The sequence below is a fragment of the Mesorhizobium sp. C372A genome, assembly GCF_030323245.1.
In the GTDB taxonomy this organism is placed as follows: Bacteria; Pseudomonadota; Alphaproteobacteria; order Rhizobiales; family Rhizobiaceae; genus Mesorhizobium.
This window is the reverse complement of record NZ_CP100475.1, coordinates 5,332,324-5,353,209: the sequence shown is the minus strand read 5'-3', so window position 1 is coordinate 5,353,209 and position 20,886 is coordinate 5,332,324. Positions and strand designations below refer to the sequence as shown.

At 62.4% G+C, this 20,886-nt stretch carries 23 protein-coding genes; 14 read left to right on the top strand and 9 right to left on the bottom strand.

The genetic code is table 11. The features are described 5' to 3' along the window. Positions 1 to 2 precede the first annotated feature (2 nt). The 3 genes from NLY42_RS25745 (at position 3) to NLY42_RS25735 (ending at position 2,811) form a co-directional block, all read left to right on the top strand. On the top strand, positions 3 to 1,160 hold the full coding sequence (locus NLY42_RS25745) for an amino acid ABC transporter permease (RefSeq protein ID WP_023700666.1): 1,158 nt from the start codon (positions 3 to 5) through the stop codon (positions 1,158 to 1,160). A 76-nt stretch (positions 1,161 to 1,236) separates the two neighbouring features. Further along, positions 1,237 to 2,040, top strand: coding sequence for an amino acid ABC transporter ATP-binding protein (locus NLY42_RS25740; protein WP_023671483.1), 804 nt, complete (start codon positions 1,237 to 1,239; stop codon positions 2,038 to 2,040). 105 nt (positions 2,041 to 2,145) lie between these two features. Continuing rightward, positions 2,146 to 2,811, top strand: coding sequence for a TIGR02117 family protein (locus NLY42_RS25735; protein WP_023694679.1), 666 nt, complete (start codon positions 2,146 to 2,148; stop codon positions 2,809 to 2,811). A gap of 193 nt (positions 2,812 to 3,004) precedes the next feature. On the opposite strand, the gene NLY42_RS25730 is transcribed toward NLY42_RS25735, so the two are convergent. Then, positions 3,005 to 4,243: an FAD-dependent monooxygenase gene (locus NLY42_RS25730; protein ID WP_023755898.1), complete on the bottom strand. Its 1,239-nt coding sequence runs from the start codon at positions 4,241 to 4,243 to the stop codon at positions 3,005 to 3,007. A gap of 19 nt (positions 4,244 to 4,262) precedes the next feature. Next, positions 4,263 to 4,508, bottom strand: a complete 246-nt coding sequence (locus NLY42_RS25725) for a zinc-finger domain-containing protein (RefSeq protein WP_023705697.1) — start codon at positions 4,506 to 4,508, stop codon at positions 4,263 to 4,265. A 233-nt stretch (positions 4,509 to 4,741) separates the two neighbouring features. Here NLY42_RS25725 and NLY42_RS25720 point away from each other — a divergent pair, with 233 nt between their 5' ends. Together NLY42_RS25720 and ppx are read left to right on the top strand one after the other, a co-directional pair. Next, positions 4,742 to 6,934, top strand: coding sequence for an RNA degradosome polyphosphate kinase (locus NLY42_RS25720; RefSeq protein ID WP_023700662.1), 2,193 nt, complete (start codon positions 4,742 to 4,744; stop codon positions 6,932 to 6,934). Then, positions 6,934 to 8,466 (top strand): exopolyphosphatase, encoded by a 1,533-nt coding sequence (ppx, locus tag NLY42_RS25715; RefSeq protein WP_023755899.1) that lies wholly within the window; start codon positions 6,934 to 6,936, stop codon positions 8,464 to 8,466. Before NLY42_RS25720 ends, ppx begins: the two co-directional genes overlap by 1 nt. A gap of 262 nt (positions 8,467 to 8,728) precedes the next feature. Here the strand turns inward: ppx and NLY42_RS25710 are convergent, their stop codons facing one another. The 5 genes from NLY42_RS25710 to NLY42_RS25690 form a co-directional block, all read right to left on the bottom strand. Further along, positions 8,729 to 9,136, bottom strand: coding sequence for a DoxX family protein (locus NLY42_RS25710; protein ID WP_023712732.1), 408 nt, complete (start codon positions 9,134 to 9,136; stop codon positions 8,729 to 8,731). A 136-nt stretch (positions 9,137 to 9,272) separates the two neighbouring features. After that, positions 9,273 to 9,695 (bottom strand): DoxX family protein, encoded by a 423-nt coding sequence (locus NLY42_RS25705; protein WP_023671490.1) that lies wholly within the window; start codon positions 9,693 to 9,695, stop codon positions 9,273 to 9,275. Between the two features lie 248 nt (positions 9,696 to 9,943). Beyond that, entirely contained in the window at positions 9,944 to 11,341 is a 1,398-nt protein-coding gene (gene fumC, locus NLY42_RS25700; RefSeq protein ID WP_023753126.1) for a class II fumarate hydratase, read from the bottom strand. A 587-nt stretch (positions 11,342 to 11,928) separates the two neighbouring features. Next, on the bottom strand, positions 11,929 to 13,779 hold the full coding sequence (locus NLY42_RS25695) for an SDR family NAD(P)-dependent oxidoreductase (protein WP_023755900.1): 1,851 nt from the start codon (positions 13,777 to 13,779) through the stop codon (positions 11,929 to 11,931). A gap of 128 nt (positions 13,780 to 13,907) precedes the next feature. Further along, positions 13,908 to 14,669, bottom strand: coding sequence for an NIPSNAP family protein (locus tag NLY42_RS25690; protein WP_023756413.1), 762 nt, complete (start codon positions 14,667 to 14,669; stop codon positions 13,908 to 13,910). Positions 14,670 to 14,754: 85 nt separating this feature from the next. On the opposite strand from NLY42_RS25690, the gene NLY42_RS25685 reads away from it, so the two are divergent. After that, positions 14,755 to 15,441 (top strand): TetR/AcrR family transcriptional regulator, encoded by a 687-nt coding sequence (locus NLY42_RS25685; protein WP_023755902.1) that lies wholly within the window; start codon positions 14,755 to 14,757, stop codon positions 15,439 to 15,441. 18 nt (positions 15,442 to 15,459) lie between these two features. Here the strand turns inward: NLY42_RS25685 and NLY42_RS25680 are convergent, their stop codons facing one another. Next, complete coding sequence (locus NLY42_RS25680) at positions 15,460 to 16,053, bottom strand: hypothetical protein (protein ID WP_023755903.1); 594 nt, start codon at positions 16,051 to 16,053, stop codon at positions 15,460 to 15,462. A 132-nt stretch (positions 16,054 to 16,185) separates the two neighbouring features. On the opposite strand from NLY42_RS25680, the gene NLY42_RS25675 reads away from it, so the two are divergent. Further along, on the top strand, positions 16,186 to 17,310 hold the full coding sequence (locus NLY42_RS25675) for a metallophosphoesterase (RefSeq protein WP_023755904.1): 1,125 nt from the start codon (positions 16,186 to 16,188) through the stop codon (positions 17,308 to 17,310). Positions 17,311 to 17,360: 50 nt separating this feature from the next. Here NLY42_RS25675 and NLY42_RS25670 read toward each other — a convergent pair whose 3' ends face one another. Further along, positions 17,361 to 17,540: a CsbD family protein gene (locus NLY42_RS25670; protein ID WP_023755905.1), complete on the bottom strand. Its 180-nt coding sequence runs from the start codon at positions 17,538 to 17,540 to the stop codon at positions 17,361 to 17,363. Between the two features lie 172 nt (positions 17,541 to 17,712). Here NLY42_RS25670 and NLY42_RS25665 point away from each other — a divergent pair, with 172 nt between their 5' ends. The 7 genes from NLY42_RS25665 to NLY42_RS25635 all read left to right on the top strand — a co-directional run bounded on the left by NLY42_RS25665 (position 17,713) and on the right by NLY42_RS25635 (position 20,877). Beyond that, positions 17,713 to 18,366 (top strand): glutathione S-transferase family protein, encoded by a 654-nt coding sequence (locus NLY42_RS25665; RefSeq protein WP_023755906.1) that lies wholly within the window; start codon positions 17,713 to 17,715, stop codon positions 18,364 to 18,366. Between the two features lie 30 nt (positions 18,367 to 18,396). Continuing rightward, positions 18,397 to 18,726: a YciI family protein gene (locus tag NLY42_RS25660; RefSeq protein ID WP_023756411.1), complete on the top strand. Its 330-nt coding sequence runs from the start codon at positions 18,397 to 18,399 to the stop codon at positions 18,724 to 18,726. Positions 18,727 to 19,191: 465 nt separating this feature from the next. After that, on the top strand, positions 19,192 to 19,401 hold the full coding sequence (locus NLY42_RS25655) for a cold-shock protein (RefSeq protein ID WP_023671502.1): 210 nt from the start codon (positions 19,192 to 19,194) through the stop codon (positions 19,399 to 19,401). 293 nt (positions 19,402 to 19,694) lie between these two features. Next, positions 19,695 to 19,919: a hypothetical protein gene (locus tag NLY42_RS25650; protein WP_023671503.1), complete on the top strand. Its 225-nt coding sequence runs from the start codon at positions 19,695 to 19,697 to the stop codon at positions 19,917 to 19,919. After that, positions 19,919 to 20,326 carry a hypothetical protein gene (locus NLY42_RS25645; RefSeq protein WP_023671504.1) on the top strand — a complete coding sequence of 136 codons (408 nt, stop codon included), beginning with the start codon at positions 19,919 to 19,921 and terminating at the stop codon, positions 20,324 to 20,326. The genes NLY42_RS25650 and NLY42_RS25645 overlap by 1 nt, the downstream gene beginning before the upstream one ends. A 1-nt stretch (position 20,327) precedes the next feature. Further along, entirely contained in the window at positions 20,328 to 20,492 is a 165-nt protein-coding gene (locus NLY42_RS25640) for a hypothetical protein (protein ID WP_023671505.1), read from the top strand. A 4-nt stretch (positions 20,493 to 20,496) separates the two neighbouring features. After that, on the top strand, positions 20,497 to 20,877 hold the full coding sequence (locus tag NLY42_RS25635) for a YkgJ family cysteine cluster protein (protein WP_023712743.1): 381 nt from the start codon (positions 20,497 to 20,499) through the stop codon (positions 20,875 to 20,877). Positions 20,878 to 20,886 lie beyond the last annotated feature (9 nt).

Genomic DNA, 20,886 nt, shown 5'->3' with positions numbered 1-20,886 from the left:
CCATGCAGGAACATGATACCTCCTGGGTGCGGACCGAAATGGCACTCGCTCAACAAGCCCCGGCCGGCGTGCGGGGGCCTTTGGCCTGGGTTCGCAAGAACCTGATCGGTTCGGTGGGCGACGTCATCCTGACTGTAGTGGCTATTGCGCTGGTGGTGATGATCGTGCCGCCCGTCGTCAACTGGGCCTTCATCAACGCCCAGTGGACGGGGCCGGACCGGACTGTATGCGCCACGGTGGCGCAAGGCGGCATCCAGCCGGACGGCTGGTCAGGCGCCTGCTGGGCCTTCGTCAACGCGAAGTTCGGCCAGTTGATGCTTGGCCGCTATCCCCTGGAAGAGCGCTGGCGGCCGATCCTGGTCGCCGTCCTGTTCGTGGCGCTGCTGGTGCCGTTGCTGATGCCACGTGTGCCGCGGAAGGGGTTGAACGCCATTCTTCTATTCCTGGCACTGCCGATCATCGCGTTCGTGCTCCTGGTCGGCGGCATCTTCGGCCTGCCGCATGTGGAGACCCAGCTATGGGGCGGGCTGCTGGTGACGCTGAGCCTGTCCTTTGTCGGCATTGCCGTGTCGCTGCCGATGGGCATCGTGCTGGCGCTCGGCCGGCGCTCCAAGATGCCGATCGTCAAGACACTGTGCGTGGTCTTCATCGAGTTCGTTCGCGGCATCCCGCTGATCACCGTTCTGTTCTTTGCCAGCGTCATGCTGCCGCTGTTTCTGCCGGCCGGGGTTTCGTTCGACAAATATCTCAGGGCGCTGATCGGCGTCTCGCTGTTTGCCGCGGCCTATATGGCGGAAGTGGTGCGCGGCGGCCTGCAGGCGATCCCCAAGGGCCAGTATGAGGGTGCGGATTCGCTTGGCCTGGGCTACTGGCAGAAGATGGTGCTGATCGTGCTGCCGCAGGCACTGAAGCTGGTCATCCCCGGCATCGTCAATACCTTCATCGGTATGTTCAAGGACACAAGCCTCGTCATCATCATCTCGATGTTTGACCTGCTTGGCGTCGTCAAGCAGAACTTCTCGGACGCCAATTGGGCGACGCCACAGACCGCGAGATCCGGTCTCATCTTTGCAGCCTTCGTCTTCTGGCTGTTCTGCTTCGGCATGTCGCGCTATTCGATGTACACGGAACGCCGGCTCGACACCGGCCACAAACGTTGATGCATGTCGCCCAAAAGTGTTTAGCGGTTTTGGGACAACGACATGCATCATAGACAGAAAAAAAGGGGAACCTGCCATGGTCATAGAAAACGCCGTCAGCGCCGAAGAGATCAAGGTCGATGCCAAGAAGATGCACATTTCGACCACCGATGTCGCCATCGACATCATCGGCATGCACAAATGGTATGGCGAGTTCCATGTGCTGAAGGACATCAACCTCAAGGTGATGCGCGGCGAGCGCATCGTCATCTGCGGTCCTTCGGGCTCGGGCAAATCGACCATGATCCGCTGCATCAACCGGCTGGAAGAGCACCAGAAGGGCAAGATCATCGTCGACGGCAAGGAACTCACCAACGATCTCAAGAAGATCGACGAGGTGCGCCGCGAGGTCGGCATGGTGTTCCAGCACTTCAACCTGTTCCCGCATCTGACCATCCTGGAGAACTGCACGCTGGCGCCGATCTGGGTGCGCAAGACGCCGAAGAAGCAGGCCGAGGAAATCGCGATGCACTTCCTCAAGCGCGTCAAGATCCCCGAACAGGCCAACAAATATCCGGGCCAGCTGTCGGGCGGCCAGCAGCAGCGCGTGGCGATCGCGCGTTCGCTGTGCATGAACCCGCGCATCATGCTGTTCGATGAGCCGACCTCGGCGCTCGATCCAGAAATGATCAAGGAAGTGCTGGAGACGATGGTGGGCCTGGCCGAGGAAGGCATGACCATGCTGTGCGTCACCCACGAAATGGGCTTTGCCCGCAAAGTCGCCAACCGGGTGATCTTCATGGATCAGGGCCAGATCGTCGAACAGAACACGCCGGCCGAGTTCTTCGACCATCCGCGCCACGAGCGCACCAAGCTGTTTCTGTCGCAGATCCTGCACTGAGCATTTTCATGCGAAGCAAAAGAGCCCGGCCGTAATGCGGCCGGGCTCTTTTGCTATCTGGGGTCGGGGTTGATCTTCTCCATTGAAACACAAAGCCGCCGCCGCATGAGAAAAGCCCTGCGTTTCGTGGCCATACTGATTATCGTGGTCGCGCTCGCTGCCACGCTCGGCACGCTGGTGCCGCGTCCGCTGTGGCCGGCGTCAGCGGCGGGTGAGGGCACGCGCCATATTCTGGTGCTGGAGAATCCGATCCACACCGACATCGCCATTCCCGTCGACGACGAAGTGCGCCGGCGCTTCCATTTCCTGGTCGCTGCCGGCATCCCTGTCGACGCCCCGGAAGTGCGCTACATCGTCTTTGGCTGGGGCGGCCGGGCCTTCTATCTGGAGACGCCGAGCTGGTCGCAGCTGAAAGCAGTGCCCGTCCTCAAGGCGCTGACACTGGACGCCTCGGTCATGCATGTCGATATCGCCGGGGCCATCGCCGAGCCGCACCCTGCTGTCACCGGTTTCGACATCGATGAGGAACGTTTTGCAGCGCTGCTCGACTATATCGACGCGAGTTTCCAGCAAGGGCCGCATGGTCCGGTCGTCATCGAGAACGCCGCCTATTCCAGCTTCGACCGCTTCTTCGAGGCGAACGGCCATTTCAACGCGCTTGTCGGCTGTAACACCTGGACAGCCGCCGGCCTGCGCACCGCCGGCCTGCGCACCGGCTGGTGGAACCCGCTGCCGGCCTCGCTGGGCTTGTCGATGCGGTTTTATAACTAGCAGTCCTTCATCGCACCGCGGGGACAGCACTCCCCTCTGGCCTGCCGGCCATCTCCCCCGCAAGAGGGAGATCAGCCGTTTTGCCCGCGCTCCTGCTGCAACGCCGGCGATTTTGGCGAAGGCGACGGCGACATCCAATCTCCCCCCTTGCGGGGGAGATGTCCGGCAGGACAGAGGGGGGTGGGAAGGATCGCTACGTCGACGATCTAGACTGCCGAGTGTCCGCTCGCCATCCATAGAGCCAGTCGAGGTCGGCGGCGAGCTTGTCGGGCGAGCGCATGGCCAGGAACAGATTGCGGGCGATCGCCACCGGGCCGGCAGCATGCCAGGCGAGGCGGTTTACGGCCCCACGACGCGCGGCCTTGGCGACACGCGGCCGCCGAAGATTTTCCCAGATTTGAAAACTTCTGGGCAGATCGCCAGGGAAATCGGCGATAGCGTCGGCAAGCGTGATGGCATCTTCGATCGCCATTGCCGCGCCCTGTGCGGCAAACGGCGTCATCGCATGCGCAGCGTCGCCGATCAGCGCGATGCCCTGCGGGCTCGTCCACCGCTGTTGTTCGACGGTGTGGATCGGAAAGGCCGTCCATGGGCCGGCCAGTGCCACAAGCTTCGTCAGGCCCGGCGCGGTGCCGCGCAGGGCAGCCGTGAGGATCGCGGGATCGGCATGGCCCGACCAACCTTCGGCCATGCGCTCGCCCTTGGTGAAGGCGGCGAGATTGAAGGCCCGGCCTTTGCTGACGGGATAGGCGACCATGTGGAAGCCTGGATGCAGGAACGTGGTGACGCAGTCGGCGGCGCCGATCGCGACAAAGGCTTCGCCGGAGGCGCTCTCGGCCGCGATCGTGACTCGCCAGGCGAGTTCGCCCGAAAAACGGCTTTTGACGAAGTCCTCGCCTGCGAGTTGCGCCCGGACCGCCGACCAGACGCCGTCGGCGCCGACCAGCAGTTTGCCGCGTGCCTCGATCTCGCGGCCGTCCACTTCGGCGGTCACGGCGACATATTGCGCGTCTTTGACGATGCCGGTCACGCGGGCGCCAGTGATGAACTCAATCTCCGGCCGTTCAGCCATTTGCGCCAACAGCGCTGCCTGCAGATCTGCGCGGTGAGCAACGAGATAAGGCGACTGCCAGCGCGCTTCGGCGGCGTGCCCGAGCGGTACCCGCGCCAGTTCGCGCAGCGTCCCGGCGTCCTTGAGCACGACCGCTTCCGGCCGCAACGCTGCGGGCAGCAGTCGGTCGAGCACGCCGAGTTTTCCAAGAATGCGTGTTGCGTTGGGCGAAAGCTGGATGCCGGCGCCGGCCGCTTCGAGGTGCTGTGCCTGTTCGATAAGCTTTACCGGATAACCCCGTCCGGCGAAGGCAAGGGCAGCGGTCAGCCCGGCGATGCCGGCCCCGGCGATTATGACCTGCCGGGACCTGATGTCTTCCATCGGGCTTGTCGCGGAAGGATCAGGCGGCCTGGTCGATATAAAGGCAACCAGCCGGCAGCGTTTCCGTCGCCCTCAGCTTCGCCGAATAGCGGTAGAGCGTCGAGCAGTAGGGACAGACCTTTTCATTGTCGTCGCCCATGTCGAGGAACACATGCGGGTGGTCGAAGGGCGGGTTGGCGCCGGTGCACATGAATTCCTTGACGCCGATGTCGATTGCCGGATGGCCCGCATCGTTCTGGAAATGGGGAATGGAACCGCCTGCCATCGTCGTCTCCTTGATCTCGTCGAAAAGCATCTGGAACATAACAGGCCTGTTTGCAAGATCGATGAAATGAAACTGTCGCAAAAGCCTGTCAGAGGATACGTTGAGCCGGTTAAGTGCATGTCCCTGAAATCGGAACGGTTTTCGCCGAAGGGTCATGCGTCACAAAAGCGTGTTAGAGGCATGGCACGTCCAACGGCGCTCCAAGGGACGGTTGGCGGGGAAGAGCAGGAACCATGAACGAACTGAAGCCGGTGCAGAGCGAATTCATCAATGTCGAGGTGGCGAGCCCCGAGGGCGGCAACCCCGATCGGTTCGTCAACCGTGAGTTCTCCTGGCTGCAGTTCAACCGGCGTGTGCTCGAGGAATCACAGAACGAGCACCATCCGCTGCTCGAACGCGTCCGTTTCCTGTCGATTTCGGCCGCCAATCTCGATGAATTCTTCATGGTCCGCGTCGCCGGCCTTGCGGGCCAGGTGCGCGAAGGCATTGCGCTAAAGAGCCCCGACGGCCGCACGCCGGAGCAGCAGCTGGAACAATTGCTGCGCGAGGTCGAGCGGCTGCAGGAGGACCAGCAGAACAGCCTTTCGGCGCTGATGTTGCTGCTCAACAAGGAAGGCATTGAGAGCATCACCCGCGATGCACTAACCAAGGATGAAAAAGTCTGGCTGGAAGACCATTTCCAGGACCAGGTTTTCCCGGTGCTGACTCCACTGTCGATCGACCCGGCGCATCCGTTTCCGTTCATTCCCAATCTCGGCTTCTCGATGGCGCTGCAATTGCGCCATCGCAAGAATGGCGAGGAGATGAGCGCGCTTCTGCGCCTGCCGGTGGCGCTGAAGCGCTTCATCCGTCTGCCCGACCGCAAGCAGCACGTTCGCTTCATTCCGTTGGAGGAGGCTGTCGGCCTCTATATCGGCAAGCTGTTCCCCGGCTATGAGGTCAAGGGTTCCGGCACCTTCCGCATCATCCGGGACAGCGATATCGAGGTCGAGGAAGAGTCGGAAGATCTCGTGCGCCTGTTCGAGACGGCGCTGAAGCGGCGCCGCCGCGGTTCGGTCATCCGCATCGAATTCGACAAGTCGATGCCCGGCGAATTGCGCGAGTTCGTCGCCGGCGAGCTTGGCGTCTCTTCGAGCCGCATCAGCGTTCTGACCGGCCCGCTGGCGCTCAGCCAGATTTCCGAGATCGTCGCCGTGCCGCGCGACGACCTGAAGTTCACCCCCTACAATCCACGCTTTCCCGAGCGCATCCGCGAGCATGGCGGCGACTGTTTCGCGGCCATTCGCGAGAAGGACATCGTCGTCCACCACCCCTATGAATCCTTTGACGTGGTGGTCCAATTCCTGCGCCAGGCGATGGCCGACCCGGAGGTGGTGGCGATCAAGCAGACGCTCTACCGCACCTCCAACGACAGCCCGATCGTGCGCGCCTTGGTCGACGCGGCCGAGGCCGGCAAGTCGGTAACCGCCCTGGTCGAGCTCAAGGCGCGCTTCGACGAGGAAGCCAACATCCGCTGGGCGCGCGACCTCGAACGCGCCGGCGTCCAGGTCGTGTTCGGCTTCCTCGAACTGAAAACCCATGCGAAAATGTCGCTCGTGGTGCGGCGCGAGGACGGCAAGCTGCGCAACTATGTCCATCTCGGCACCGGCAACTACCATCCGGTGACCGCGCGCATCTACACCGACCTGTCCTTCTTCACCACCGATCCGACGATCGCGCGCGATGTCGCCCAGCTGTTCAACTTCATCACCGGCTATGCCGAGCCGACCGATGAGATGCGGATCGCCATCTCGCCGTTTACGCTGCGCAGCCGTATCCTCAAGCACATTGCCGACGAGGTCGCCTACGCGCTGGCTGGCCGTCCGGCGCGCATCTGGATGAAGATGAACGCGCTCGTCGATCCCAACATCATCGACGCGCTCTATGACGCCAGCCGTGCCGGCGTCGAGATCGATCTCGTCGTGCGCGGCATCTGCTGCCTGCGGCCGCAGGTGCCCGGCCTGTCGGAAAACATCAGGGTCAAGTCGATCGTCGGCCGCTTCCTCGAACACAGCCGCATCTATTGCTTCGGCAACGGCCATGGCCTGCCGTCGGACGAGGCGATCGTCTACATCGCCTCGGCCGACTTGATGCCACGCAATCTCGACCGCCGCGTCGAGACCATGGTGCCGATCACCAATCCGACGGTGCATGAACAGATCCTTGGCCAGATCATGCTGGGCAACATCATGGACAACCAGCAAAGTTTCGACGTATTGGCTGACGGAACCTCCCGGCGCGTCGTGCTGGAGGAGGGTGAGGAACCGTTCAACGCGCAGGAATATTTCATGACCAATCCGAGCCTGTCGGGACGGGGTGACGCGCTGAAGTCGCATGCGCCCAAGCGCATCGCGCAGTTCAAGCGTCGCAAGAAGAACACCGGCTGATGATTTCAACGTCCCAAGGCCGGCTGCAGGATCGCCGGCCGCTGTCCATCATCGACATCGGCTCGAACTCGATCCGCCTTGTCGTCTATGAAGGGCTGGCGCGCTCGCCGACCTTGCTGTTTAACGAAAAGATGCTGGCCGGTCTCGGCCGCGGCATCGTTTCGACCGGCAAGCTCGATCCCGAGGCGGTGACGCGCTCGATGGAGGAGTTCCGCCGTTTCCGCGCGCTCTCCGACCAGGCGGGTGCGGAGCACATGTTTGTGCTGGCAACGGCCGCGGCCCGCGAAGCGATCAACGGCCCCGATTTCATCCACCGGGCCCAGGATGTGCTCAAGACCGAGATCCGCGTGCTCACTGGCCGGCAGGAGGCGCATTATTCGGCGCTTGGCGTCATTTCGGGCTTCCACCCCGCCAATGGCATTGCCGGCGATCTTGGCGGCGGCAGCCTGGAGCTTATCGACATCAATGGCGAGGCGATCGGCGACGGCATCACGCTGCCGCTGGGTGGCCTGCGGCTGCAGGACATGGCCAGGAATTCGCTCGCCCAGGCGGCAAAGATCACCCGCGACGAACTGGCGCACGCCAAATTGTTGAAGGGCGGGCCGGGACGGCCCTTTTACGCCGTTGGCGGCACCTGGCGAAACCTTGCCCGGCTGCACATGGAAATGACCAACTACCCGCTTGGCGTCATGCACCACTATGAGATCGGTGTCGAAAGCGCCGCCAATTTCCTGAAGCAGGTGGCGAAAGGCGAGATCGAGAAGGTCAAGGGCATCGAAGGTGTGTCGAAGAACCGCCGTTCGCTGCTGCCCTATGGCGCGGTCGTGCTGCAGGAGATCATGGCGGCGATGCAGCCGTCGAAGATTATCGTCTCGGCATTGGGCGTGCGCGAAGGGTTTCTCTATTCGCTGCTCGACCCTGCCGAGCAGAAGGCCGATCCGCTGGTCTCCGCTTCGGAGGAACTGGCGCGGCTGCGGTCGCGCTCGGTCACCCATGCGCATGAGCTTGTCGAATGGACGGACAAGACCTTTGCCGCCTTCGGCATCGACGAGACGGAGGATGAGGCGCGCTATCGCCACGCTGCCTGTCTGCTGGCCGATATAGGCTGGCGCGCACACCCGGAATATCGCGGCAAGCAGTCGCTCAACATCATTGCCCACGCCTCCTTCATTGGCGTCGATCACCCCGGCCGTGCCTTCCTGGCGCTGGTCGGCCTGTTCCGCCACGAAGGCGTGTTCAACGATGCGGCGCCGGAAATCCGCGGCCTGGCGACGCCGCGCTATCTCGAGCGCGCCCGCATCCTGGCGGCGGTGCTGCGCGTCGTCTATCTGCTGACGGCGGCCATGCCCGGCGTCATGCCGCGGCTGAAATGGGAAAACCGCGGCAATGGCACGTTGGCGCTGGTGCTGCCGGCCTCACTTTCCGATCTTTACGGCGAACGCCCGGCCGGACGGCTGGCGCAACTGGCGCGGATCACCAACCGCCGGCTGGTGCTGGCGGTCGAGGGTGGGCAGAGCGTGTCGGTGAAGTAGGCGCGGCCTGACAGCAAAACCATGTCGTCGTCGGCCTCGCGTTCGAGCACCGGCTTCCTCAATCCGTCGCTGCTTCGCAGCGCCACCTCCCCCTCCGGAGGGAAAGGGAAGGGAGCCTCGTTGGAAAGCGTTGGCGGCAATAGGCTCGCGCCCTTCCTCTACCCCGTCGATCGGGGGAGAGGTGGCTCGACGAAGCCGAGACGGAGTGGGGGTCGACCTGGCACGGACGTCGATGGTTCAACCGGGACGATATTTGACGATATCAGACCGCGGCGCGGCGCCCGTCGATCGACCAGGCCCCGGCGCCGGCCATGGCTAGCGCCAGGAATCCACCGGCGATGGCAATATCCTTCATCAGCATCTGCTGGTGCAGGAAGGTGAGCATCGGGTCATCGCCGCCCTGGCCGTAGTGGCCGATGGAGCCTGCAACGATGCAGAAAGCGGCAAGAAGTATCGCAACGACCGGCGTCTGAAAGCCGACCAGTATCAAGAGACCGGCAATCAACTCGAACAGCCCGGTGCCCCAGGCGGCAAGCGTCGGCAATGGCATGCCGAGGCCGGCGAAATAGCCGGTCGTCCCGGCAATGTCGGCGAGCGCGTGGTAGCCGGAGGGAACGAGCAGGGCGGCGAGCAGCAGCCGGGAAATCAGAAGCAATGCATCGCGGGGCATGGTCATCTCCGTTGTCTGTCCGCAGGCTGTTTCGAGACCGATCCTAGCAGGGATCGGGCGGGCGCGCGCTTGGGCAGACAACGAAAAAGCGGCGTGGAAATTCCACGCCGCTTTTTTCAGGCTTGGGAGGGAAAGCTCAGCCGCGCTTGGCGTCGATCGAGTAGGCGCCAGGGCCCGAGGAAGCCAGCAGCAGGAAACCGCCGGTGATGGCGACGTTCTTCAGGAAATGGATCATCTGGTTCTGGTCGGCCCAGCCGGTATGGGCGACAAAGGCCGAGGCGATGGTGAAGACCGCGAGCACCCAGGCGGCGATGCGGGTCTGAAAGCCAACGAGCACGGCAAGGCCGCCGAGCAATTCGATCAGGCCGACGACAATGGCCGTTATGGTCGGCACCGGCAGGCCCATGGCGCCGAAATAGCCGGCGGTGCCGGAAATGGCGGTGAGCTTGCCGAAGCCGGAAAGCAGGAAGATGGCGGCGAGCAGGATGCGGCCGAGCAGGATGGTGGTGGAGCTGTTGGACGCGATGCCGGCGCCGGCAGCGGAAGTGTTGATGGACATGGTGGCTCTCCGAAAAGGGTTGATGTCCCGTCAGATAGACCAAGCCGACTGTTCACCAAAGCCGCCAGTCCGGCGACACATTGTTCACAGGACGTACATTTCGGGATCGTTCGACCGACGCAAAATTCTTGTCGCGGCCAGCAGCGGCGGGAGCAAATTGTCCCGCCACACAATTCGGATTTCTAGTTGACGCAATTCCAAAGAGGAAGGGCTGCGCGCTTCGAGGAAGGCACTTCCCCTGGAATCGCTTAACCCGGATGCGTCATGTCCTCCGGCCGCACCAGCCGGTCGTAGTCTGCCTCGCTGACCAGCCCGGTGGCCAGTGCTTCCTCGCGCAAGGTGGTGCCCTTCTTGTGCGCGGTCTTGGCGATCTTGGCGGCATTGTCGTACCCGATCGTCGGCGCCAGCGCCGTCACCAGCATCAGCGAGCGGTCGAGCGCGGCCTTGATGTTGTCTTCGCGCGCCTCGATGCCGACGACGCAATTGTCGGTGAAGGAGATCGAAGCGTCGGCCAACAGCTGCACCGACTGCAGGAAGTTGTAGGCCATCAGCGGGTTGTAGACGTTGAGCTCGAAATGGCCCTGGCTGCCGGCGAAGGTCAGCGAGGCGTTGTTGCCGAACACCTGCACGCAGACCTGCGTCAGAGCCTCGCATTGGGTCGGGTTGACCTTGCCCGGCATGATCGAGGAACCCGGCTCGTTTTCCGGCAGCGACAGTTCGCCGAGGCCCGAGCGCGGGCCGGAGCCGAGGAAGCGGATGTCGTTGGCGATCTTGAAGAGGGCGGCGGCCGCCGCGTTGATGGCGCCATGCGAGAACACCATGGAATCGTGCGCGGCGAGCGCCTCGAACTTGTTCGGCGCGGTGACGAAGGCGATGCCGGTGATTTCGGCGATGCGCGCCGCCACCTTTTCCGCAAAGCCGACCGGCGCGTTGAGGCCGGTGCCGACGGCGGTGCCGCCCTGCGCCAGTTCCTGCAGGCCGGGCAGCGTCATCTCGACGCGCTTGATCGAAGAGGCCACCTGCGCGGCGTAGCCGGAAAATTCCTGGCCCAGCGTGAGGGGTGTCGCGTCCTGCGTATGGGTGCGGCCGATCTTGATGATGTGGGCGAAGGCCTTCGTCTTGACCTCGAGCGCAGCGTGGAGATGCTTCAGCGCCGGCAGCAGATCGTGCACGATGCGCTCGGCGCACGCGATGTGCATGGCTGTCGGGTAGGTGTCGTTCGACGACTGGCTCATATTGACGTGGTCGTTGGGGTGCACCGGCTTCTTCGAGCCCATGACGCCGCCCAGAAGTTCGATCGCCCGGTTGGAGATCACCTCGTTGGCGTTCATGTTGGACTGCGTGCCCGAGCCGGTCTGCCAGACGACCAGCGGGAAATGATCGTTCAGCTTGCCGTCGATCACCTCTTGCGCCGCCTCGATGATCGCCTTGCCGACTGCCGGATCGAGCCGCTTCAACTCCATATTGGCTTCCGCCGCCGCTCGCTTGACGATGCCGAGCGCACGCACGATCGAGGCCGGCTGCTTTTCCCAGCCTATCCTGAAATTGCCGAGGGAACGCTGCGCCTGCGCGCCCCAGTAACGGTCGGCGGCAACCTCGATGGGGCCGAACGTGTCGGTTTCGGTTCTGGTCCTGGCAGCGGTCACTTGTCTCTCCGACGATCGAATTCGGCAACGGCGTATCGCGTTGCACAATGGCCTTCAAGCAGAGATTGCGGCCGGCAGGCAGTAAATCGGTTGAAGCAGTAGCGCCGCCCTTCGGGATCCTGCACCCTCCACTTTCGTGTGAAGGAAATTGCTCCTCAGTGCGGCTTGATCCCATAAAGTGGACGGAAACTTGCGGATTTAGCTCGATAAGATCATGTCGAGCTGGCGGATTGCTCTACGCAAACTTCCCCCAGGATCAGCAATGCGCAATTCATGTCTACCTACTCTACCTACGAGCGACGCTGCCACACAAACTACCATCCGTGCCGGCGTCTCACTGGCAACAGCAGCGATGAGGTAGCTTATGCACTTGTCCTTCTGTTCAGTTTCCCGACCAAAATCCGGCATCGCATCCGGATCGAGCTTCGGATCGCGAAGCCGAGAATTTCAAGTCCACCCTGGGAGCGCCTCCACATGGCCTCGGAGTTTTCCAAGATGCATTGCGGCAAGGTCGAAGCCGTCTCGACGTCGCAAGAGACGCTCTTTGTCCTCGGTATTTTGCTGAAAGCGCGCCTGATCGCGGACCGTCAGCTCGGAACCTTTTTCCTCCAACGGCGCAGCTTTGTCCTGAGATAGGCTCTATAGCCGAACGGAAGTGTTCGCCGTCCGGAAGGCGTGCTTGTCCGCGCCTCCAGACGCTGGCGCACGACGCTCATCAGTCTGCAGAACGCGGGTGTTTCCAATGATTGCACCCGTTTGACGAGATTGTCGGGCAATGGCTTTGAGCGCCAGTCGAAATAAGCCTCGTAGTCTTGCGGCGTTGCGATCAGGTGCTGGAGATAGGCTGCAAGATCGCTGGCGCTGGCGAAGGCACTGGCGTCAATAAAGGAGTGCTCCGGAACGAACTCGTCCACATTGGGAGCGCCAAGGTAGATCGGCACCGTGCCCGCCATGAACGCGTCATAGATTTTCTCGGTGACATAGTCGGCCTCGATCGAGTTCTCCATGGCCAGGCAGAATTTGTGCCGCGCAATGGTTTCGATCTTGGTCTTCGAGCCCAGATCGGGGCCAGAGACCGATCGGTTGTTGCTATATCGGCCATAAGAATCGATCTTGATGTGGCGCGCCAGTTCGTTCGCCAAATCGACACGGCCGCTATAATTCAGGCCGGCCGACTGGAAGAGTGCGACCGGCGCTTCTTCCGTTTTCGGCACGATTGGTCTGGCCAGCGCATCTTTCCACCACACCGCACGCGGAAGGTAGGGTACCCAGACATCGGACCGGGATTCATGCGTCATGATGATATCGAAGTGCCGCATGATTTTGGGGTCGGCAAGTCGCTTGTAGTTTTGGCCGCATTCCATCGACCAGGCGACCCAATATTGACCAGGGTATTTGTAGGCATCGCCAACTTCGCGAAAGTTCGGAATATGGAAGACGACTGCCGCGGCCTCGGAAATCCGTCGTTTGTCCAGTGTCCACCGCCCGGGCATTTCGCACTGTATCGACGCGATATCGACGGGTTTGCTGAAGAACGTTGTGTAGAAGAGGATCAGTGGATCGATAGACGGCATGGCACCACGAATGTCTGAAGCATTGCTCAATCTGCAGACAGACGCGGTATCGGAAGTTTGGTCAAGTGCTCCGCTTGTTCGAGGCCGAGGGCCGTCCAAACGGTCACCCCGCCGTATACCCGCCATCGATCGCGAAAATGCCGCCGCTGGTCCACGCCGCCTCGTCGCTGGCGAGATAGACGGCGATGCCGGAAGATCGCTGGTCTGGCCGATGCGGCCCAGCGGGTAGCTGCGCTCGACATAGGTTTTCAGCTCGGCCTGCGCTGCCGCCGGCAGGTTGTCGATCGACTTGCGCCGCATGGCGGTATCGACCGTGCCGGGCGCAATCGCATTGACCCTGATGCCGCCCGGACCAAGCTCGAAGGCCAGCGACTTGGTCAGCGAATTCAGCGCGCCCTTGGACAAGGAATACAGGCTCGACGGCCGCTTCGGGATCATCTTGTCGGCGAAGTAGGACGAGATGTTGATGACGGAGGCGTTGGCGCCGAGATGCAGCAGCAGCCGCTGGGTAAGGAAGAACGCCGCCGTCACATTGAGCGCGAAGGATTGCTGGAATTGGTGCTCGGTGACGGTCTCGAAAGGCACCAGATAAGCGACGCCGGCATTGTTGACGAGGATGTCGAGTGGGCCGGTTGCTTTCGCGCGATCGACCACGGCATCGATGCCGGAAGAGGTCGAGAGATCGGCCGACTGGGTGCCGACGTTGCCCGCCGCCGCAAGTGTCTCGCGGGCGGTCTCGAGCTTGCTGGTGTCGCGACCGACGATCAGCACGTCGGCGCCCTCGCGCAAGAAAGCTTCCGATATCGCCAGGCCGATGCCGTCCGAGCCGCCGGTCACCAGTGCTCGCTTGCCAGAAAGTCTCATTGAAGGCCAAGTCGCATCGAATGCTCTCGCTGTTGCCCGCGTCACGAAGGCAATGCCGATCGGCGAGGGCGGTCAAGCCGCCGGCCTATCGCTCAGTATGAACTTCGGTTGGCCGCGTGCCGATCCGGTTACCGCAGCAGCGACTGCGACGTCGGCGTCAGGCGCAAGGTTTCGGTCCGCCAGGTCACATCGGCCGCTTGCCATTGGGGCGAAGCGGCAACTGCGGCTTCGTAATTGGCATGCGCCTCGGGACTGTTGAAACCCGTCACCGCGATAAAGACGTCTTCGCTCAAGCGCACCGGCAGGCGGGGAAAGCTGTTTTCGGCGTGCTCGGTGATGAAGGCGCCAAGCAACCGTCCGCCGGCGCCGATAAGGACCGGAAGGGCATATGTGTCGAAATTGCCGGCGAAATCGGCTTCGGCGCCAGACCGCAGATGATGAATCTGGATGACAACAACACCGGTCAAGCGATTGTCTGCTCTCAGCTTTCCATCCGCCGGCATGGCGCCTCGCTGCGCGCCTGACAGATCGAAGCCGGCGCCTGGCCATGCCGGCTTCAAGAGCAGCACATCGTCGGAATCGATCATCGTCGCATTGGCGGCGTCGCGGTGCGCCGTCCACACCGGCCCGTCATAGAAGGCGGTGAGCGCCTGCTTCCGCGCTTCCATGCCATCGAAGCTGCGCAGCCAGACGAATATGTCGGGGCGGTCGAGGTCGCGGAATTGACCGATGATGGTCATGCCGGCGTGTTCCTGGCCTTCGATGAACCGACTGTCGAAGATGTCGATCAGCGTCTCGCGCCGGCCCGGCTTCAGCGTGTACTGCCGCAACTCTACGACAGGCGAAGCGAGCAGGCTTGCCGTCGCAGGCGCATTCAGGGGTACGGTCATTGTGTCGTCTCCAAAAAACAGGATGATCATCCGGTTTATAAAACAGACCGGTTGTCCTGTTTTGTCAATCTGCTATCGTTGGCAAATGTCAGCAGAGATTGCTCGGGCTCCGAAAGGGCCGCCGCGAAAACGCACCAACGATCCCGAAGGGCTGCGCAACAAGGTGCTCGATATCGCCGAAGCGTCGTTCCAGGCGCGTGGCTATCATGCATCCGCTCTTGGCGAGTTGATGACGACCGCAGGCGTCAGCGGCGGCGCGCTGCATCATCATTTCCCGACCAAGAAGGCGCTCGCTCTGGCGGTGATCGAGGAGCGCGTGGCAGCGGCCCTCGATGAAACCTGGATCAACCCTGTACGGGCGGCAGGCTCGGCGCGCGAAGGCGTGCGCGCGGTGTTCGAGGCGGTGGCGACCGAGCTTGAGCAGCAAGGCTTCGTGCGCGGCTGTCCGCTCAACAATCTGGCGCATGAACTGTCGCTCGCTGACCCGGATTTCCGCGCCGCTCTGGACGATATCTTTGCCGGATGGCGTCAGGCGGTTGCCGACAAGGTGCGAGCCGACCAGCAGTCGGGGAGGGAGCAGGGCACCGACCCCGAGCGCTTTGCGGCACTCGCCATCGCCGCCTATTCCGGCGCCATGTCGATGGCCAAGGCGGCACAGGATGCCAGCGTGCTGCGCGATTGCCTGGCCGAACTTCAGGGTAGCTCAACGCCGCCATTCCCGAGCAGAGCGAAGCGGCGTAGCAGGATCCTGCTGCGGCCGGGAAAACCTTGAGGCCGGAACTGCGCTGTTCTAGTTGGAAAGCGGCTTGATCGTCTCGTAACCGTTCACCGATTCCGCGCTGGTCCCTTCGTCGTAGCGCCGGGCGAGGGACGCTTGCAGATCGGGCGCATAAAGTGCGGTAAATGTGTCCAGCGTTTCGCCGGCGCCGTTCTTGAAGGTCTCCGTGACGGCCAGCACGTTGTATTTGCAGCCGCCGACACTGAACGTCTCCTTGCCCTTGACGACCAGGCTCAGCGTCTTGGTGCTCTTCGGCTGCTTGTTCGGCGACAGCTCGACGAATTCGATCGTGCTCTTGGCTCCAGTCTTCAGCGGAAACAGTTTTCGCAGATCGGAAAACGGGATCGTCGCCACCCGTCCGGTATCGCTGTCGCGAAACACTTCGACCAGGCCGGCAAACAGGAACTGTGTCTGCGGCGATTGCGATTCGTAGGTGTTGGCAACGGAGACCATGCCGCCGGCCGCCGGCCGAAACTCGCTGCGGACGCCGGGCATTTCCAGCACGAAGCCGGCCTTGGCCGATTTTGCGTCGACACAATCGGCGGCATGCACCGCAGCCGCCGGCAGCAACCCAGCCAGCACCACGCCTATCGAAAAGGCTCTCATGAAATCCTCCCCCTCTGCTTGTATTTGCTGCGCGCCAGCATGACCCAAGAAATGCCAGAGCCACAGTGCCGTGTCGACCTGCCATTCCTGGCAACTGGACGGTGGGGCGCCGGCTGTGCTGAATTTCAGGTCATGAATCGCAAGCTCGTCCTCTCCCGTCGCAATTTCCTCGCACAGGCAGCCGGCCTTACCATGGCTGGCATGCTGCCGCGCGCCGCGCTTGGCCAGACCGGCAAGCGCATCCAGCCCATCGACGCCACCTTTCTGTTCATCGCCGACGTCCATGCCTGCCGCATGTCGAGCGGCCTCAGCCCCAACTGCCTGGAGGAAGGCAAGACCGATGCCGCGCTGTTGCGCAATGTCGCTGTCCTCAATGGCTTGGCCGGCCGGCAATGGCCAGTCGAGATCGATGGCGTTGCAACCCGCCTGCGTTCGGCCGGCAGCCGCATCGATGCGCCGCTCGGCCTCGTTGTCGGCGGCGACATCACCGACGATGGCGGCGGCCAGATCACCGAGCCCAGCGAAGGCACGCAACTGTTGCAGTTCAGCCAGCGCTATCAACAAGGCGTCGGCCCGGACCGCGTGCACATGCCGGTCTATGTCGGCCTCGGCAACCACGATCTCGACCAGAACGGCTCGCCGCCCCATGTCGACTGGTATCGGCGTGAACTGCGCGACTATGTCGAGGTCAACCACCGCCCCGGCGTGTTCTTCAAGCCCCCGGTGCCGGCCACCGAATACGATGTCGACACCGACTGCTATTCCTGGGACTGGGGCGGCCTGCATCTCGTCCAGACCCACCGGTTTGCCGGCGACACCGGCCATGGCGCGGTGAGCAGCCTGCCGTGGCTGAAGCAGGATCTGGCGACCTACGCGGCGGATGGCCGTCCCGTCATCCTGTTCCAGCACTATGGCTGGGACACTTTCTCGGTCGAGCGCTGGGACCCGGCCAAGCGCACCTATGACGATGACGGCGCAGGCGCGCCGCATTGGTGGAGCGAGGCCGACCGCCAGGCGATGCTGGCGGCGCTGAAGGGCTACAATGTCATCGCCATCTTCCATGGCCATCAGCACGAAGTGCCGATGATCTACAAAAGCGATGGCCTCGACCTGTTCAAGCCGAAGGCTGCCTATTTGGGTGGCTTCGCGCTGGTGAGGGTAACCGGGGACAGCATGGACGTGGTGCTGGGCGAGGCGGCCGGCGACCACGGCGAGGTCAAGTTCACCAGCGCCTTCAGCAAAAGCCTCAGCCTCTGACAAGAAAAAGGCGGCCTTGAGGCGCCTTCCTCATTGCCTCCAAGATCGAATCAGAGCGCCGTTTTGATCTTGTCCTTCACGTCGCCATAGACCTTCTGCACCTTGCCGGCGGTCTTGTCGGCCGTGCCTTCGGCCTGGGTCTGCCTGTTGCCGGTCGCCTTGCCGCCGGCCTCCTTGACCGAGCCCTTGACCTGCTTGGCCACGCCGGCAACCTGATCCTTGTTCACCATCTTTACATCTCCTGGGCTTTCCGGGGATTCATTCGCAGGAGGCAAACGGGCCGGCTTGGCTTAGGTTCCCTGGGCGGCGATCATCGTCGCATCTGGTCGCTTATATGGTCGCCGAAACGCTTTGCCGCGTCGTATCGTGTGACTAGTGTGACGAAATTTTGGGGAGACCGCCTTGGCTGAATTTACGCTCATCATCGCCAACAAGTGCTTTTCGTCCTGGTCGCTGAGGCCATGGGTGGCGATGAAGCATCTGGATATCCCTTTCGAGGAAGGTTTCGTGCGCCTGCGCACGCCCGAAACCTTTGCCGCTCTGGCGAAAGTCTCGCCCACCGGCCTTGTGCCAGTGTTGAATCACAATGGCAGGATTGTCTGGGAAACCCTTGCCATCCTTGAATATCTCGCCGACCTGTTTCCGGAGAAAAAGCTTTGGCCTCAGGATATCGGCGCCCGAGCGCTGGCCCGCTCGGTAGCGACCGAGATGCATTCCGGCTTTCGCGAGGTGCGCTATGGCTGGCCGATGAATTTGCGCCGGCCGAAGGGCCACAAGCCGCTCGACGCCGAAGGCGAAATGCAGCGCGCGCACATCGAAACGATCTGGCGCCAGTGCCGGGAACAATACGGCAAAGGCGGCCCCTTCCTGTTCGGTCATTTCACCGCGGCCGATGCCATGTATGCACCTGTCGTCACCCGCTTCGACACCTATGGCGGCAAGCTCGCGCCCGACACGCGCGCCTACGTCGACGCCGTGTTGGCAACGCCGGCGATGCGGCACTGGTATGCGGAAGCAGCGAAGGAGACTTGGCCGGAACCCGGCCCGGACGAATAGGACCACTAATGACTTCACGGTGAGTGACCGATGGCCAGCAATGATGGACCGCGTGAGACTACCGCGCCAACAATCTTCCACTGCCGGCTGATCCCGCCTCGGCCGGACTTCGCCTTCACCCTGATTGAGGAGGAGAGGGAGTTGATGGGCCGGCATGCCGACTATCTGCGCGGCAAGCTTGCCGAGGGCACCATGATCCTCGCCGGGCCGGTCGCCGACCCGGCCGGCCCTTGGGGTCTGCTGATCCTGCGTGTCGGCAGCGAAGCCGAGGCAAGAGCGGTCACCGACGGCGATCCGGTGTCGAGCTCCGGCCGCGGTTTCCGCTACGAGATCCTGCCGCTGATCAGCGCGATCCTGTAGACGAGCGTAAGTTTAAGGAAAAGTGTGAAACGGTTTTCCCTTGGGAATTGTGTCAGACAACGGCACATACAAGAACGCCTCTCGCACCGTTCAATGTGCGGGAGGCGTCCTTTTGCCAGCATTACTGAGATTGCTCTCTGAATTGCTGACACCATGGAAATGCGCCGGCTTGCGATTGGTTCCGGGGCGTGGAATATTTTTTGGGAACGCGTTGCGCTCCGCCACCTCGTCAGTTGAGGCTTATGCCTCAGGCATCCTCAGGTTGAATTTGGGCTGTGGCCAAACCAGAAATTGACTCGGCGCTAAGAGAAGTCTATAAGAAATATGTCGATATTTGTTTGACCGACTTTTGTTATCCGCGCATGATGCGCGCCTTTGACGAACTTCCCCATCAAAAATCGAGACAAAACGCTGTTGTGCAGTCGCACGATGGTGAACGAATATTTGCCAGGGAAAGGGTTCTTCATGGCCACCGGCACAGTGAAATGGTTCAACGCCACCAAAGGTTTTGGTTTTATTCAGCCTGACGACGGCTCCGCCGACGTTTTCGTCCACATCTCGGCCGTAGAGCGCGCCGGCATGCGTGACATCGTCGAGGGTCAGAAGCTCGGCTACGAGATGACCCGCGACAACAAGTCGGGCAAGATGTCCGCCGACCAGTTGAAGGCGGCCTGATAAGGAATTCGGCCTTCCGGTGACCACGGATGTACTGGCACCGATGAAAGGCTGAAAGGAGCGCCTTGCGCATCCAACTGGATGCGCGGCGCTTTCATGGAAGGTCAGGCGGTGCCTGGCCTTTTTCATTTTGTGCGTCGTGCCGCTAAAAGTGCGCCGCACGCCGGCCGGAACGTGCTAAGGGACGCTCCAGCAATCTGAACCGCCCATACTGCCCCGCTGCCGTATTGCTTTGGTCGTAATCGAAGACCGCTCTCGCTCTATCGGCACCAGGCTCCCGACAGGAGAAAGTTTTGACCACTCAATCCAAGACCGCCGACCAGGCCGGCTCGCTGTTCAGCAAGACGCAAACCCAGTCGATGTCACTCAACCGCATCCTGTCCGAGCGTGATGCCGTCAGCGAGGCGCGCGAAGCCAAGACCGCGCGCTTGCGCGAACTGCGCAAGGAAAAGGAAGCCGACGACATGGCAGCGGCCGCAGCCCTTGCGGCGCTGCCGAAGCGGGCAGGCAAACGCTGATGGCCACCAAGCGCGTACCGCCGACGCCGATCGATGCCGATGCGACCATAGCGTCCATGGTCCCGGGCCTGGACAAGCCGGTCGAATATGTCCGCCGTGTGCTGGAAAAGCTCGAGCGCTGCAAGCGCGCGCATGGCGATGCTCAGGTGCGCGTCGGCGTGCGCGGCCGTGCCGAAGCCCCGAACTATCTGGTCGAATATGTCCGCGAGGACAAAAAGACCCAGGAGCGCGTCACCTACCAGGATGCCGCCTATAGCGGCAGCACGCATCGCGAACTGGCGGCGCACCACATTGCCGAGGCGAGGAACTGGTCGCCCGAGGAAATGAACATCACAGCGGTCTCGGCGCTGATCGGCCGCTTGCGCAATCCGCGCGCACCATCATCCCGCTTTTCCGACGAGGACTGACATGGCCATAAAGTTTTCCACCAAGGACCAGCCGGCAGCGCCGGCTGCTGCCACTGCAAAGCAGGCCAAGCCCGCTGCCGCGCCGAAGGCCGCCGAACCGTCGGCGACCGATCTGTTCGAGGCGCCAGCCGCCACGCCCAAGGGCAAGGCAGGCAAGAAGAAATAGCGCCTTGCCGCACCAAGCCGATCGCAATCTCGCAGCGCCTGGGCTGGTCGCGTTGGCCGCCAGGGATATCCGGTCGTCAAAACAGGACGACCAGCCGGTTTTCGATTGCCAGAGCTGCGGCGCCTGCTGCTCCTACTCGGCCGAATGGCCGCGCTTTTCGACCGAGGACGATGCGCAACTTGACCGGATTCCGGAAAAGTTCGTGTCCGCCGACCTGTCCGGGATGCGCTGCGAGGGCGTGCGCTGTTCGGCGCTTACGGGCGAGATCGGCAAGCACACGGCCTGCGGCATCTACGAGATCCGCCCCGACGTCTGCCACGCCTGCATGCCTGGCGGCGACGATTGCCTGATGGCGCGCAAGGCGCACGAGATGCCAACGATCTAGCCGACGCCC

Excerpts from the sequence above, each read along its gene's own strand:
- NLY42_RS25745 (WP_023700666.1), top strand. The coding sequence starts at position 3 with ATGCAGGAACATGATACCTCCTGGGTGCGGACCGAAATGGCACTCGCT.
- NLY42_RS25740 (WP_023671483.1), top strand. The coding sequence starts at position 1,237 with ATGGTCATAGAAAACGCCGTCAGCGCCGAAGAGATCAAGGTCGATGCC.
- NLY42_RS25735 (WP_023694679.1), top strand. The coding sequence starts at position 2,146 with ATGAGAAAAGCCCTGCGTTTCGTGGCCATACTGATTATCGTGGTCGCG.
- NLY42_RS25730 (WP_023755898.1), bottom strand. The coding sequence starts at position 4,243 with ATGGAAGACATCAGGTCCCGGCAGGTCATAATCGCCGGGGCCGGCATC.
- NLY42_RS25725 (WP_023705697.1), bottom strand. The coding sequence starts at position 4,508 with ATGGCAGGCGGTTCCATTCCCCATTTCCAGAACGATGCGGGCCATCCG.
- NLY42_RS25720 (WP_023700662.1), top strand. The coding sequence starts at position 4,742 with ATGAACGAACTGAAGCCGGTGCAGAGCGAATTCATCAATGTCGAGGTG.
- ppx (WP_023755899.1), top strand. The coding sequence starts at position 6,934 with ATGATTTCAACGTCCCAAGGCCGGCTGCAGGATCGCCGGCCGCTGTCC.
- NLY42_RS25710 (WP_023712732.1), bottom strand. The coding sequence starts at position 9,136 with ATGCCCCGCGATGCATTGCTTCTGATTTCCCGGCTGCTGCTCGCCGCC.
- NLY42_RS25705 (WP_023671490.1), bottom strand. The coding sequence starts at position 9,695 with ATGTCCATCAACACTTCCGCTGCCGGCGCCGGCATCGCGTCCAACAGC.
- NLY42_RS25695 (WP_023755900.1), bottom strand. The coding sequence starts at position 13,779 with ATGAGACTTTCTGGCAAGCGAGCACTGGTGACCGGCGGCTCGGACGGC.
- NLY42_RS25690 (WP_023756413.1), bottom strand. The coding sequence starts at position 14,669 with ATGACCGTACCCCTGAATGCGCCTGCGACGGCAAGCCTGCTCGCTTCG.
- NLY42_RS25685 (WP_023755902.1), top strand. The coding sequence starts at position 14,755 with ATGTCAGCAGAGATTGCTCGGGCTCCGAAAGGGCCGCCGCGAAAACGC.
- NLY42_RS25680 (WP_023755903.1), bottom strand. The coding sequence starts at position 16,053 with ATGAGAGCCTTTTCGATAGGCGTGGTGCTGGCTGGGTTGCTGCCGGCG.
- NLY42_RS25675 (WP_023755904.1), top strand. The coding sequence starts at position 16,186 with ATGAATCGCAAGCTCGTCCTCTCCCGTCGCAATTTCCTCGCACAGGCA.
- NLY42_RS25670 (WP_023755905.1), bottom strand. The coding sequence starts at position 17,540 with ATGGTGAACAAGGATCAGGTTGCCGGCGTGGCCAAGCAGGTCAAGGGC.
- NLY42_RS25660 (WP_023756411.1), top strand. The coding sequence starts at position 18,397 with ATGGCCAGCAATGATGGACCGCGTGAGACTACCGCGCCAACAATCTTC.
- NLY42_RS25655 (WP_023671502.1), top strand. The coding sequence starts at position 19,192 with ATGGCCACCGGCACAGTGAAATGGTTCAACGCCACCAAAGGTTTTGGT.
- NLY42_RS25645 (WP_023671504.1), top strand. The coding sequence starts at position 19,919 with ATGGCCACCAAGCGCGTACCGCCGACGCCGATCGATGCCGATGCGACC.
- NLY42_RS25640 (WP_023671505.1), top strand. The coding sequence starts at position 20,328 with ATGGCCATAAAGTTTTCCACCAAGGACCAGCCGGCAGCGCCGGCTGCT.